This is a genomic window from Aureisphaera sp., assembly GCF_059726885.1.
Genome location: NZ_AP041051.1, coordinates 1,511,097 through 1,524,827 on the forward strand (window position 1 = coordinate 1,511,097; position 13,731 = coordinate 1,524,827).

Genomic DNA, 13,731 nt, shown 5'->3' on the forward strand with positions numbered 1-13,731 from the left:
AGTTGAGCAATAATTTGATTCAAGCGTGTATTCCTATTCTCAATATTCCTTTAATTGAAAGGTTTCGCCATCAAAAACCCCGTAGGTGAAATGGGTAATCCAGTCGCCAAGATTGAAGTAGGTGGAGTTCTCTCCCACTTTTATTTCCATAGGTAAATGCCTATGGCCAAACACGAAATAGTCATAGTGTTTGTCCTTGAGTTTCCTTTTCGCATATTGTGCCAACCATTCGTTTTCTTCGCCTAAAAATTTCTTGTCGTCATCCCCGGATATAATTTTGTTCTTTACAGACAGGTACTGCGCGAGGCGCATGCCCAATTCTGGATGAAACCATCGGAATAGCCAATTGAAGATAGGATTGGTAAACACCTTTTTCATTCTCTTGTAGCCCTTATCGCCTGGTCCTTTTCCGTCACCATGCCCAATTAGAAATTGCTTATCGTTAAATGTAAATTCCTTGACGTCCCGATACGTCGGGATATTGAGCTCATCTTCAAAATAGGAGCGCATCCACAGATCGTGATTGCCGACAAAGAAATGAATGGGAATGCCTTTATCGGAAAGTTCGGCCAATTTCCCCAGAACCCTCACAAACCCTTTGGGAACTACCGTTTTGTATTCAAACCAAAAATCGAAAAGATCACCGAGCAGGAATATGGCGGCAGCATCTTCTTTGATGTCATCCAACCACTGAACAAATTTCAATTCCCTAGGCCTGCTCTCTTCAATGGTAGGAGCCCCTAAGTGGTTGTCACTGGAAAAGTAAATCTTTTTACCCTTGGGAATTTGCATTGGATAAAGATAATGAAAAGAGTTTCGAGCTAACAGCCTTTCTTGAGTTTCGAAAAATAAAGGTTAATTATCGCTTGCGAACCATTCGGCATAACTGGTTTCGGTCTCCTGAAGTCTTAAGGAATGAAGTGCAATGGTTTCGGGTAGGCGACGTATGATTTTATCCGCAAAATCCATCACCATCATTTCGCTGGTTGGCTGATAATCTACCAATAAGACATTATGGCCCCGATCGCTCAACTCTTTGGCCAATTCTGTATGTGGTGTGTTCTTGTTAAAAACAGTGGCATGATCGAATACATCCACTATTTCTTCCTTTACTATTTTTTTAAGATCTCCAAAATCGATGACCATCCCAAACTTCACATGGTTCGAATCTGCTATGGGTTGTCCGATAACCGTTACCGATAATTTATAGCTATGGCCATGTACGTTCCTGCATTTCCCGTCGTACCCATACAAGGCATGACCGGTTTCAAAAGAGAACATTTTTGTTATCCTAATCTTTGCCATTGCTATTGTTTCTTTTTTGAAGAAGGTTTATGGTATCGCCTCGCCTTTAATTTATTATAAAGAACCACCAAAACCACAAACAGTCCAAGGACCATGAACAGTCCGTTTCCACTTAAAAATTGAAGTATATCCACGTATTCATAATTTTGTGTAAAGTTATCTATTTTCGAGCAATGGGATGTATTTTCTCCAAAATTTAATGATCAGGGCGAGTGCCCTATAGGCCACCCAAACAATCATGGCCAGCCAAATACCAAATAGCTCCCAATTAAGGTATTTACCGAGATAAAGTACGGGGATAAACCCGAAAACCGTAGCCCCCAAGAGTACGTTTCTAAGGAAGCCCATTTCGCCTAGTCCCTTAAAGATGGAATCTAATGTAAACGCAAGGGAGCAGAACGGAAGGCTTATGAGTACCATATAAAAAACATCCTGGAAAAGGGAAATTACTTTTGGGTCATTATTGAAAAAGCCTCCTATTGCGTAATATCCTATTATGCCCAAGACAATCAAAATAAGGGACACCCCAATATTGTAGGCATTCACCCTTTTTGTAAGGTTCCAAAGGGCTTTGAAGTTTTGCTCACCCAATAGCTTGCCTCCTAAAATATTGCCTGCCGCACCATATCCGTCTATAAAGAAAGCAGCAAATATCCAGATGTTGTAGGCGATAACATGGGCAGCAATGTATTCTTTCCCTAGCGCGGTGGCTTCCCTTGTTGCTAAAATAAGGGCAGCGTTTAAGGCCATGGATCTAATAAAAAGATTGACACTCATGATGGCTAAACGCTGTATTTCTGGATGCAGATTCCTCTCCAATTTCAGGGAAATATTGGTCTTTTTCAGCAAGAGAATCAATGAGAGTAGCGCCATGATAATTTGTGAGATTAGACTGGCCCAGGCGGCTCCCTCCACGTTCATCGGCTCAATAAACTCGGGAATACCATATACCAAAACAAAATCCAGTGCTATATTTATTACGGTTCCTATCCCGGCAATGATCATAGGCCAGAAGGTATTTTGCAACCCACGGAAAAGCCCAAATATGGCAAAGGTGAATAGAGTTAATGGGAAGCCCCACACCCTAATATTATAATAGTCTACGCTAAGGTCCAGAATCATTCCCTTGGCATTGAACAACATAAAAATCTCCTCCACAAAGAAATAAGTGGATGCAAGTACGGTAATACTAAGTCCGATGTTGAATACAATTGCCTGAGCTGGGAACCTTTTCAGTTGCTCAATCTTTCCTGCCCCGAGGTTTTGGGAAACGATCGCCGATATGGCACTTCTGGTTTGGGCTAAAATCCAAATAAGCGCAGAGAGGAAAGTACCTACTATTCCGACCGCTGCAAGCGATTCGGTTCCGTATTCCGGAATATTCCCCACAATGGCGGTATCGGTAATGGACAATACAGGTTCTGCAATGCCTGCAATAATTGCAGGTATCGCCAGTTGTTGGATCCTAGAGAATGAAATATCTGTTGCTGTAGATTTCAAACCGCAAAATTACTTGAAATCTTGTTGCCAATGCAATATATTGGTGACCAAATAAAATATCATTCTCAAAATGATTATCTTTAGGAGTTGCTATGATTATTAAGAGATTTGCTTTTATCCTCACACTTTTGGTGCACTCATTGCTTTTCTCGCAAGAGTGTCCTGCCCTTTTGGAACCCCTTCCAGGAGCGATAGATGTTCCAGTTACTACATCTATTAGTTGGGAAAGTGTGGTAGGGGTTTCAGGATATCGAATTTCTTTAGGGACCTCTCCAGGGGCAGGGGATATCATTAATGATCAAAATGTGGGAAATGCTACTACATTTGTTCCTCCTTTGGGTTTACCGGAATCAACCGAGGTTTTTGTCACTATTACCCTTTTCTTTTTTAATCAAGACGATATTGTCTGTCCGAGTGAGTCATTTCGAACCGTAAATGTTACTGTGGTGCCGGCCTGTACTCAACTTACGAGTCCACAGGATGGTGATATAGATGTTCCTACCTCAACCAATCTGTTTTGGAATTATGCCCCTCTTGCCACCGGCTATAGGTTGCGGATTGGCACCTCACCAGGAGCCGGGGATATTTTGAACAATCAGGATATTGGAAATGTGTTGAATTACAATCCTCCCACAGACCTGCCCATTGGGGTTCTTATTTATGTAAAAATCACCCCCTATAATGAAAATGGGAATGCATTGGCTTGCCAAGAACAAAGCTTTACGACTGCAGATTTGGGGGATCCTCCCACCTGTACACAATTAATTAGTCCATTAGACGGAGCCACCAATGTTGAACTTTCCCCACTATTGGAATGGGACGCCGTGCCGGGAGCAACGGGCTATATCGTATATATGGGGAGAACACCCTTCGAAAATGATGTGTTAGATGGAACCATCTTTTTTACCAACTCTACCTTTGTAATTAATTTTGAAGCCAATAATACCTACTTCATTCGTATTATTCCATTCAATAAAGCGGGGGCGGCCCAAGGATGTGGGCAAGAATCATTTTCAACCATATTGGGCTGTGGACCCTTTATCGATGATGATACTGGAGAGATTGTATATTTAAATCCGGAGATCGATTTTCCGGATATTGTGAGTATATGTGAGAATGAATTGCCTACCAGAATCACTACTTCTGATGAGGCAGATGGATTTAGATGGTATGAAATTGGACCCACGGGGAATGAAACCCTTATTTCGGAGTCTGCTTCAGTAGATATTTCTGCCACCGGAACCTACATCTATGAAGCATATACCATTGTGAATCAGGATGGGGTTATTATCGAATGCCCAACCTCTAAGGAATTCAATGTAGTATCTTCAGAAACTGCCATTATTAATGATATCGATATCGAAATTGTGGGACAAAGATTCAATGTTACGATAGAAGTCTCAGGTATTGGGGATTACGAATTCTCCTTACTCGATAGTCAGGGTGGATATTCAGATAACAATACCTTTAGCAATTTAGAGGCCGGAACTTATACGGTATATGTGCGCGATAGGAACGGTTGTGGTGTGGTTGAAGAAACATTTCAATTAAGATTGCGACCACCGGGGTTCCCCCAATTTTTTACTCCCAATGGAGACGGTTTTAATGACCTTTGGCAATACATACCACCAAAGGAGGACCCTTTGAATATTCGCTACATCTTTATTTATGACCGTATGGGCAAGCTTATGATTATCATAAAACCAGACAGTCAAGGCTGGGACGGCTTATATAGGGGTAATCCTTTGCCCTCTTCAGAATATTGGTATCGCGCCCAATTGTGGGATGGAAAAGAGATTCGAGGTCATTTTTCCCTCATAAGATAAGCTCGTAGCAGTAAAAAGGAAATTCACTTTGCTTCGGAAAATAGATGTCCCCTAATCTTTGATACCCTCTTTTTTCGTAGAATCTTTGGTTTCTGGGATTTTGACTGAAGGTATCTAGCCTAACCGATAAACCATTCATTTTTTTGATGGTTTCCTCTGCAAAGTCCATAAGTTTTTTGGCCAACCCTTGATGTTGAAAGTCTGGATGAATGGCCAATCTATGAATGTAATAATTGGCGCCTTCTGGCGTAAGCCATTCGATATCCTCATATTCCTCATCTTTTAGGGAAGAAATAACCAATGTGCCCATTATGATATTGTTTTCATTAGAAAGGACATACAGTTCTTGTCTTTCCACGTCTTTTTTGAAAGCGTCTTCACTTGGATAATGTTCGTTCCATTGATAAATACCTTCTTGTATCATTTTGACGGCACAGGCCTGCGTCATGGCCATAATTTCCTCAATTTGGGAAAGTTTCCCCTTTTGTATCATAATATGCGCTAATTTTGCAACAGATTTAAAGATACTATTTCTTTGAAAAGTTAATTACACTTGATAATCCTAAAGTAGCAGAGATGAAAAATATTTTGGTTCCAGTAGGTTCTTCAGAAAGCGCAGTAGGCACATTACAATACGCAATAGATTTGGCCGAAAAATTAGGCGCTTATGTCTATGTGCTGTCAGTTTTTCAGGAATTTTCGAAAGTTGGTGGACTTACCAAGGTAAATACCATTATTAAGGAAGACACCGAAAATCTTTTAGATGAGGTACTGGCCAAAGTAGATCAGAAGAATGTGACTGTAATTGCGCATCCTGTAAAAGGAGGAGTGTTAGATACGGTCGAGCGTTTCAACAAACATGTGGAAATCGATCTTATGATACTTTCACCAAGAAGCAATTCTATTAATGAGGAACTATATTTGGGAAACACCACTGGAAAGTTGGTGAAGGATACCGATATTCCTGCATTGATCGTCCCGGAAGGCACTTCTTTTATAGCCCCTGCTAGGATGTTGATGGCTTTTAAAAGTGGTAATTTTCCAAAGAAGAAAATGCTTGAGCCTATACGAAGCATTATTCAGCAATTTGATACGAAAGTGCAATTGCTGCATGTAGAAACACCAGAATCCGATGACGACATGCTTAAGGTGAGTGGGAAACTTAAGAAACTTGCCGATTCCTATATCAAATCTACCAATGTAACCACTTTTCAGGCCGTACTGGAGCACTTTCAATCGCATAATCCAGACATGATTTGCGTGGTTAGGCGAAAGAGAGGGTTTTTCAAAAAGCTTTGGGAAAAGAACACGGTACCTAAAAAGCAATTCTACACCACCAAACCCCTGTTGGTTCTAAGTGTCCAATAGCTAGTTTTTTAGCTTGGGTTTATTGAGAATTTTTCAGAAAAATCGTACTTTTGCACCCAGTTTTTGAAAAATTCATAACTATAGACTAAAAAACTACTTTTATTTCAAAATGAAAAATATTCTCGTTCCTGTTGGCTCCGTGGCAAACGGAGTAAACAATCTTCGTTATGCGGTAAATTTTGCCAGCTTCACACAAGCAAGGGTGTATGTTACTTGTATTAAAACTGATGAAAATACCGAGGCCGTACTTAGGGAAGTTCTGGATAGTGTAGATACCAAGGACATTCAGGTAGTGTCCAAACGAATTTCGGGGGATATTTTTGAAGGTATTGCCTCACTTTCCCGAGTTCTTAACATTGACTTCATGATCCTTTCTCCGCAAAGTGTAGACATTAGAGATGAGGTGTATCTGGGTAAGGTAACCGGTAAAATTGTGAGACAAACGGAAATTCCATTGCTTATTGTGCCCAAAGACTATTTGTTCAGAAGGTTCGACAGTATGTTGTTTGCCTTTAAGAACGCACCAATTGAGTCCGATGAAACATCGGACACCTTAGAGTCTATATTGGGGATATTCCACTCGAAACTTCATTTATTACAAGTGGTAACACCGGATACCGCTACCAATGATAGGACCTTAAGCGAACCTGTTGCAAGGTTGAATGGGACTTTAATGACCACAGAGAATGCGACGGTTTTTGAAGGAATTGTGGAACATTTCAATACCATGAACCCTGAGATGCTTTGTATTTTGAGAAGAAAGGAAAAAATGGGGTTCTTTAGAAAGCTGTGGGGCATACACAATGAGATTTTGAAAAAGGATTTTCATACCACTAAACCTTTATTGATTTTAAAGGAAAGGGAATAGGAAAATTTCTTATTTTCGCATTCACGTTTCGATATTTCCAGCATTTGGAAATTCATGGGGATGTAGCTCAGCTGGCTAGAGCGCTTGACTGGCAGTCAAGAGGTCGTGGGTTCGAGTCCCATCTTCTCCACATCAAATAGAAAATCCGTGCGACAGTACGGATTTTTTTGTTTCCGAAAAGCACGTATTGTAAAACATGCCATGATATATACTGTAATTCCATTATTGAATTCATGTTACCCGCTTTTCTTATTTTAGCATCCAATTTAGATACATATAAGGCACTATTGAGCACAAAAATTTCATACGCATCTTCCAAGGTAGGCTGGCACGAATTTGTGCCATTCCTAAAAGAATGTATCGAAAAACATAGCCTTAATAAGGTATGCGATGTAGGGGGAGGTGCCAATCCAATGTTAGAAAAGGAGTATGTATCACAGCAAGGGTTGGATTATTCCTTGCTCGACATATCGCAGGGTGAATTGGACAAAGCGCCCAAGAATTACAGGAAAATACTTGCAGATATCTCTTCACCAGAATTCCATTCGGATCAGGAATTCGATCTTATTTTCAGTAAAATGCTAGCAGAGCATATCTACGATGCCGAAAATTTCCATAAAAATGTGTTGAGCTTGTTGTCCGATAAAGGCATGGCCGTTCATTTCTTTCCAACTTTGTTTGCCTTTCCTTTTGTAGTGAATTATCTTATCCCCGAACGACTGGCCAATAAACTATTAAACCTTTTTTCGCCTAGGGATCGATACCAATATGGAAAATTCCCAGCGTATTATCATTGGTGCTATGGCCCTTCCCGCAAACAACTGAATAGGTTTATTTCCTTGGGATATGAGATTGTAGAATACCGAGGCTTTTTCGGGCATAGTTACTACAACAGGATAAAACCCCTCAAGAAATTGCACAATCTTAAAACCAACTATCTGGTAAGCCATCCAAAATCTTTTTTTACAAGCTATGCCTATGTGGTATTGAAGAAAGCTTCAAAATCGTAGAAACAACCCTTATTTAGGGAATATGATTACATAATTGAGGTCTTCCATAATATCCCAAAAACTGACTTTCGTCATATTTTAAAATTCGAGTGTATTCTAGTTTTGATCCATCAAATAAAAATTAAAACAGATGAAAGCACTTTATAATAAAATGAGCCGTGATTGGAACGAGAATTTCATGCTATACGCAGCACTTTCAATTATCGTTTCTACTTGTTTGGGATCTATGGCAGTGATGGCGATTTTCACCCATGGCAATGCCTTGTTACAAATGCTGCAAATTTTTGTGGTAGTAGCCGTGTGTAATGCCTTAGTAGCTTCTATAATTTCGGTTCAAAAACCCAAAATAGTTCTCAATCTACTTATTGTTAGTTTAGTGGTATGTACTATACTGGCAGCATTAAACTTCTTATTCTAGGGGGTATATGTGCACCCTAATTTCCAAATACAATGTTCCAGGGCCTAGGTATACGAGTTATCCCACAGTACCTTATTGGGACAAGGATACTTTTTCGCTCTCGGGCTGGAAAGGTTCGGTAGTTGAAAGTTTTAAGGAAAGCGGGGATACAGAAGGGATCAGTTTGTACATCCATTTACCCTTTTGTGAAAGCATGTGCACCTTTTGCGGATGTAATAAACGCATTACCAAAAATCATGGAGTAGAGGTCCCTTATTTGAGGGCTATAATTCGAGAATTGCAATTGTACGTGGGTTTGTTGCAAGAAAAACCACTTATAAATCAATTGCATTTGGGCGGAGGGACCCCTACTTTTTTCTCGGCGGAACACTTGGATAGGTTGTTAAGTGGAATTTTCAGTATCGCCAAAAAAGGGAAACATTTTGATGGAAGTTTTGAAGGCCACCCCAACAATACGAGAAGGGAGCATTTGAAAGTTCTTGCCTCGCATGGGTTCAAAAGGGTCTGTTACGGGGTTCAGGACTATAATGAAACCGTCCAGAAGGCCATTAATAGGGTCCAGCCTTTCGAAAATGTGGTAAATGCAACGACCATGGCACGTGAAGAAGGGTATATTTCCGTAGGGCATGATATCATTTATGGATTGCCTTTTCAGACAAAGAAAGATGTAATAAATACTATTGAAAAAACCATATTGTTACGTCCAGATCGCATTGCATTCTATAGTTATGCCCATGTCCCTTGGATGAAAGGGAATGGACAGCGTGGTTTTAAGGACACGGATTTACCTAGTGCCGAACAAAAACGCTTGCAATACGAGATAGGTAAAGACCTATTGATTAAGGCAGGTTATGTGGAAATTGGAATGGATCATTTTGCCTTGCCTTCCGATGACCTTTACATCTCTCAGGAACAAGGAAAGCTACATCGAAACTTCATGGGCTACGCAACCCATAATTCGCATCTAATGCTGGGATTGGGGGTATCTGCAATTAGTGATAGCTGGTATGGATTTGCCCAAAATGTTAAGAATGTAGAGGAATACCAGGAATTGGTCGAAAAAGGTATTTTGCCCATATATCGAGGGCATCTTCTTACCCAGGAGGACCTTATCATTAGACAGCATATTTTGAATATTATGTGCCGATTTGAAACGTCGTGGGAAAAGACCTCATTATATTTTGATGAGGTGCCGGATGTTTTGATTAAACTTCAGGAAATGGAAAAGGATGGGTTGGTTGAATTCCTTCCGCACGGAATTAAGGTTACCCAAGAAGGACGTGCTTATGTCCGGAATATATGCCTTCCATTCGATTTACGGCTTCAACGAAGAAAGCCAGATACCAAACTATTCTCCATGACTGTGTAACGAACTATCTTTATAGGTTCTTTATGCATTAGTATCCATCCGTATTATTTTTGTTTTTACTGTTCGTCATACTTAATACAATGAACACCATGGCCACAACGACGACGCCAAATACGGCAATGAGAATAGCTCCCATGCTCCAATCTACTAAAGGTAATCTTACTATTTCCATACGCTTTTAAATTAGGTTTTAATGACAATTGTTTTCACCTCCCACGGGTTGGAGGGCTACCATTTCGGAAGGGGATACGAAGGGGATGTCTAATCCCATTCCCCGGAGAACGAATAGGACCCCTATGAGGACTACCACTACAGGAATCCATTTTACAATTTGCTGTTTTGCCTTTCCGCTAAGGAAGTTTCCCAGATAGACAGCAGTGGTCATTAATGGTATCGTGCCCAACCCAAAAAGAGCCATATATAAACTTCCTTGTAAGGTATTGCCAAGGGCCAATGCCCCAAAAATGGCCATATACACGAGACCGCAGGGTAATAAGCCATTTAGGAAACCCAGCGTAAAAAAAGTGCCTGGATCTTTTTTCTTTAGTCGAACACCCAACTCACTTTTAATAGTGCTAACAAACCGGTAGATGGGCTTTGATACATTGTATTTGTTAAAGGTTTTTACTGGCAATAGAACCACCGTTATCATAAGGATACCAATGGCTATGGAAACTTGTTGTTGAAAACCGAACCACTCAAGGTTGCTTCCTATCCAGCCGATGGCCAGTCCCAACAAAGAGTAAGTCAATAGTCTTCCAAAATGATAACTTAGGATTTGGAAAAAACGTTTTGTTGGGCTTTTTCTATCTATGGGTAACAAAAAGGCGATCGGACCACACATACCCACACAATGGAAGCTTCCCAAAAGACCAAATATGAGGGCAGAGTATAACATTAGTACATGATGGATTGTTTATACAAATAAGGCTTTCCCTTGTACTCCCAGTCTATGGTAATGTTCCAACGACCGTCTACCAATTGTTTGTCAGGTATGAGCAAATTGGATCCGGAAAGAACTAATGGAAAGTCCACATCCAGCTTTTGGTTAGACGGTCGATATAGGAACACTGTTCCTTGCACTAACGAAGGATCAATTTCAGGTGAAAAACTAATTTGCCACCCATCGCTTACCTTAGTACCCCTCATAGGTTCTTTAAAATCCTGAAGATTGGTTTCCGCATCAATTTCTTCTTGATATACCATTTCCTTGGCATAGTAAGATTCGGTTACCAGATCATGTTCAAATTCCTTTTGGGTGGTCATAGTTATGACGAAGTAGAGAATGAATGCAATAAATGCCATCATTCCAATTACTAAACCCGTTCCCCAATTCCATTTCATAATACTCTCTTTTTACGGTTGTTCCTTGCTTTCGATTTTAGAAGCGGAGGCCTTTTTTATTTTTTCCAACATCAATTTGGCCTTACATGTAGGATTGTTCCCTTCATGTCCAGACTTACAGTCTTTGCAACAGTTCTTTTTGTGTTCAGTTTCCATAATTACCTATAGCTTCTTGGGCCCAAAAAGGCGGTGGTCGTTGTTTCAATAAGGTCTTCTCCACTATACACCCCAATTTCCAGTCTATCCTTATCCCCGGTTAAAGCGCTTGCATTGACTTCGATGAAGAGGGTGCCTTCTGCCAAACCTTGCTTCGGAACTAGGAATTCTTCATGGGATACGACCGAAATAGTTCCTTTATGTGAAAGCAGTTTAAAAGTCACGTCTTCAATGTCCAATGTCGTTTTATTGATCAATTTATAGGTGTACACGTTACTTATAATACCTCCTTCCTTATGCTCGTATAGTTGTCCTGGCAGCCTTAATATATTAGCTTCCACATCATTTCTTAAAAATAACATCCCAATAAGAACCGCAGTAAGTATCCCAAGTACCGCACTATACCCTTTTAGGCGCGGGGTAAATCGGAACTTGACCTTCTTTTCAATATTTTCCTCACTTGCATACCTTATAAGTCCTTGTGGCAGGCCTACATGATCCATCATTTTGTCACATGCGTCAATGCAAGCAGTACAATTAACACATTCTAATTGTGTTCCATTTCGTATGTCGATTCCTGTTGGGCATACGTGAACGCACTGAAAACAGTCGATACAGTCTCCCTTGCCAGTTTCTTCCCTTTTTTCATTCTTTTTGAATTTGGCCCGTCCTTTCTCCTTCTCACCGCGCTTATGGTCATAGGCCACCACAATACTTTTTGTGTCCAACAAAACACCTTGCAATCGACCGTATGGACAAGCTATGATGCATACTTGTTCTCGAAACCAAGCAAACACAAAGAAGAAGACTGAAGTAAAAATGAGCAGGGAAACTAAGGTGCTGGGATGAGCCAAGGGCCCATCGGTAACGTATCTTACTAGTTGATCACTGCCTATTAAATAAGCCAAAAAGACATTGGCAATAAGGAATGAGATGATAAAGAAAATGAACCATTTCAAGGATCTTTTTCTAATCTTCTCGGCATTCCAAGGCATTTTAGTCAGCCGGATTTGCTTTCCTCTATCTCCATCGATCCAATACTCTATGCGTCGAAAGACCATTTCCATGAAAATGGTTTGCGGACAAATCCACCCGCAGAATAATCGTCCAAATGCCACGGTGAAGAAAACCACAAAAACGACTCCAATGATCATCATGATCACGAAAAGATGAAAGTCTTGCGGCCAGAAAGGTTGCCCAAAAATATTGAAACGGCGTTCTAAAACGTTGAACATTAAGAACTGGTTTCCCCCAATTTTTAGGAAGGGGGAAACGAAAAGAATAGTGAGTAATGCATAGCTCACTATTTTTCTCCATTCGTAATATTTCCCTACCGGTTTTTTAGGAAATACCCACGCCCGTTTACCATCTTCGGTAACGGTACTAATACTATCCCTGAATATTTCGTTTTCCGGAGTTTCCAATTTAATTGGGTTCTTGGACTATGGTTGAATCTTCTACTTTTATAGGAAGCTCTTCTTCTGTGGGGGTCGCATCTGGATCGATCCAAACCTCACCTTCAGCTTCTTTGGGCTCTGCAGGAGTCGTTCCTTGAAGGCTCAATACATAACTTGCCACTTGTGCAATTTCTGAAGGTTTTAATTCGCTTTTCCAAGGGACCATTCCTTTTCCTGTCCTACCCCCTTCAGAAATGGTTTGGAATGTGTTTTTAATTCCGCCTCCCAAAATCCAATAGTCGTCCGTTAGGTTAGGGCCAATTCCTCCACCGCCATCTGCCTTATGACAGGCAACGCACTTTTCCTCGAAGATGGTTCTTCCAGAATTAAGATCACCAGCTTCTGTAAGTAAGGTCACGGTATTCACATCTACCAGATCTTTTGCCGTTTTCTTCCATTCTTCAATCTCGGCTTTGGCAATGGCAACTTCGGTATCGTACTCTTCTGCCTGCGTATAGTCGTTGAAAACATGGAATCGGACTAGGTAGACGACCGCAAAAACAATTGTGATATAAAAACTATATACCCACCATGGCGGAAGTCTATTGTCTAATTCTTTGATACCATCGTAATTGTGGTCCAAGATGATCTCATGTTCTTGTTCAATGGGTTTGCTACCCAGAAGTTTTTTGTACGTCTTGCGGAACCACTTAAATTGATTGGCATTGTCTGCCGCTTTTTGTTCCTCGTACCTTTGCTTTGCTTCTTCGTCTAAACTCCTGAAAAGAATGGCCCTTAATGCTCCTATACATATTTCGGCAACAATCAGTAGTGTTGCCAATAACCCAATAACACCCCAAAACCACAGTTCGCCGAATGCCTCCAAAGGAGCATCTGGGGAAACAATGAATGAAAGGAATACTGCCGCTATGGTAATAAAAAAGAGTACTCGAATGTATGATGCTATCGTTCTCATAGGTTTTGGTCATTGGTTATGATTGAATCATCTAGTGGAATATTGCTTACTTCTTCAATATGCTTCTTTTTGGCTGTAAATACCCACCAAAACAAGGCCGTAAAGAAGACGAAAAATATCAGTAAGGAGATCATAGGATAAATGGCTACCCCATCGATCTGTTCTAAATTTTGTTTTACGAATTTCAACATGGC

The 13,731-nt window shown here is 40.6% G+C and carries 16 protein-coding genes and 1 tRNA gene; 7 read left to right on the forward strand and 10 right to left on the reverse strand.

Going from position 1 to position 13,731, the window contains the following annotated elements:
• Nucleotides 1-39: 39 nt before the first annotated feature.
• The 3 genes from AC6JAD_RS06675 to AC6JAD_RS06685 form a co-directional block, all read right to left on the reverse strand.
• Nucleotides 40-792, reverse strand: a complete 753-nt coding sequence (locus AC6JAD_RS06675) for a UDP-2,3-diacylglucosamine diphosphatase (RefSeq protein ID WP_461304515.1) — start codon at nt 790-792, stop codon at nt 40-42.
• Nucleotides 793-855: 63 nt separating this feature from the next.
• The gene (locus AC6JAD_RS06680) at nt 856-1,305 is read right to left on the reverse strand and encodes a 6-pyruvoyl trahydropterin synthase family protein (protein WP_461304516.1); all 450 of its coding nucleotides are present in this window, start codon (nt 1,303-1,305) and stop codon (nt 856-858) included.
• A 156-nt stretch (nt 1,306-1,461) separates the two neighbouring features.
• Nucleotides 1,462-2,805, reverse strand: a complete 1,344-nt coding sequence (locus tag AC6JAD_RS06685) for an MATE family efflux transporter (RefSeq protein WP_461304517.1) — start codon at nt 2,803-2,805, stop codon at nt 1,462-1,464.
• Between the two features lie 92 nt (nt 2,806-2,897).
• Here AC6JAD_RS06685 and AC6JAD_RS06690 point away from each other — a divergent pair, with 92 nt between their 5' ends.
• Nucleotides 2,898-4,631, forward strand: coding sequence for a T9SS type B sorting domain-containing protein (locus tag AC6JAD_RS06690; protein WP_461304518.1), 1,734 nt, complete (start codon nt 2,898-2,900; stop codon nt 4,629-4,631).
• On the opposite strand, the gene AC6JAD_RS06695 is transcribed toward AC6JAD_RS06690, so the two are convergent.
• A complete protein-coding gene (locus tag AC6JAD_RS06695; RefSeq protein ID WP_461304519.1) occupies nt 4,621-5,124 on the reverse strand; it encodes a GNAT family N-acetyltransferase in 504 nt (167 codons plus the stop codon). The genes AC6JAD_RS06690 and AC6JAD_RS06695 overlap by 11 nt on opposite strands.
• Nucleotides 5,125-5,207: 83 nt before the next feature.
• Here AC6JAD_RS06695 and AC6JAD_RS06700 point away from each other — a divergent pair, with 83 nt between their 5' ends.
• The 6 genes from AC6JAD_RS06700 (at nt 5,208) to hemN (ending at nt 9,664) form a co-directional block, all read left to right on the forward strand.
• The gene (locus AC6JAD_RS06700; RefSeq protein ID WP_461304520.1) at nt 5,208-5,999 is read left to right on the forward strand and encodes a universal stress protein; all 792 of its coding nucleotides are present in this window, start codon (nt 5,208-5,210) and stop codon (nt 5,997-5,999) included.
• Between the two features lie 109 nt (nt 6,000-6,108).
• Entirely contained in the window at nt 6,109-6,867 is a 759-nt protein-coding gene (locus tag AC6JAD_RS06705; protein WP_461304521.1) for a universal stress protein, read from the forward strand.
• Between the two features lie 56 nt (nt 6,868-6,923).
• A tRNA-Ala gene (locus tag AC6JAD_RS06710) sits at nt 6,924-6,997 on the forward strand.
• 103 nt (nt 6,998-7,100) lie between these two features.
• Nucleotides 7,101-7,877, forward strand: a complete 777-nt coding sequence (locus AC6JAD_RS06715; protein ID WP_461304522.1) for a class I SAM-dependent methyltransferase — start codon at nt 7,101-7,103, stop codon at nt 7,875-7,877.
• A 130-nt stretch (nt 7,878-8,007) separates the two neighbouring features.
• Nucleotides 8,008-8,295, forward strand: coding sequence for a hypothetical protein (locus tag AC6JAD_RS06720; protein WP_461304523.1), 288 nt, complete (start codon nt 8,008-8,010; stop codon nt 8,293-8,295).
• A gap of 7 nt (nt 8,296-8,302) precedes the next feature.
• Nucleotides 8,303-9,664, forward strand: coding sequence for an oxygen-independent coproporphyrinogen III oxidase (gene hemN, locus AC6JAD_RS06725; protein WP_461304524.1), 1,362 nt, complete (start codon nt 8,303-8,305; stop codon nt 9,662-9,664).
• 28 nt (nt 9,665-9,692) lie between these two features.
• Here the strand turns inward: hemN and AC6JAD_RS06730 are convergent, their stop codons facing one another.
• The 6 genes from AC6JAD_RS06730 to AC6JAD_RS06755 form a co-directional block, all read right to left on the reverse strand.
• A complete protein-coding gene (locus AC6JAD_RS06730; RefSeq protein ID WP_461304525.1) occupies nt 9,693-9,836 on the reverse strand; it encodes a hypothetical protein in 144 nt (47 codons plus the stop codon).
• Nucleotides 9,837-9,854: 18 nt separating this feature from the next.
• Nucleotides 9,855-10,562, reverse strand: coding sequence for a sulfite exporter TauE/SafE family protein (locus tag AC6JAD_RS06735; RefSeq protein WP_461304526.1), 708 nt, complete (start codon nt 10,560-10,562; stop codon nt 9,855-9,857).
• On the reverse strand, nt 10,562-11,008 hold the full coding sequence (locus tag AC6JAD_RS06740; RefSeq protein ID WP_461304527.1) for a FixH family protein: 447 nt from the start codon (nt 11,006-11,008) through the stop codon (nt 10,562-10,564). Before AC6JAD_RS06740 ends, AC6JAD_RS06735 begins: the two co-directional genes overlap by 1 nt.
• A gap of 158 nt (nt 11,009-11,166) precedes the next feature.
• The gene (gene ccoG, locus AC6JAD_RS06745) at nt 11,167-12,588 is read right to left on the reverse strand and encodes a cytochrome c oxidase accessory protein CcoG (RefSeq protein WP_461304528.1); all 1,422 of its coding nucleotides are present in this window, start codon (nt 12,586-12,588) and stop codon (nt 11,167-11,169) included.
• 1 nt (nt 12,589) lies between these two features.
• Nucleotides 12,590-13,537, reverse strand: coding sequence for a cbb3-type cytochrome c oxidase N-terminal domain-containing protein (locus AC6JAD_RS06750; RefSeq protein WP_461304529.1), 948 nt, complete (start codon nt 13,535-13,537; stop codon nt 12,590-12,592).
• Nucleotides 13,534-13,728 (reverse strand): cbb3-type cytochrome oxidase subunit 3, encoded by a 195-nt coding sequence (locus tag AC6JAD_RS06755; protein WP_461304530.1) that lies wholly within the window; start codon nt 13,726-13,728, stop codon nt 13,534-13,536. Before AC6JAD_RS06755 ends, AC6JAD_RS06750 begins: the two co-directional genes overlap by 4 nt.
• Nucleotides 13,729-13,731 lie beyond the last annotated feature (3 nt).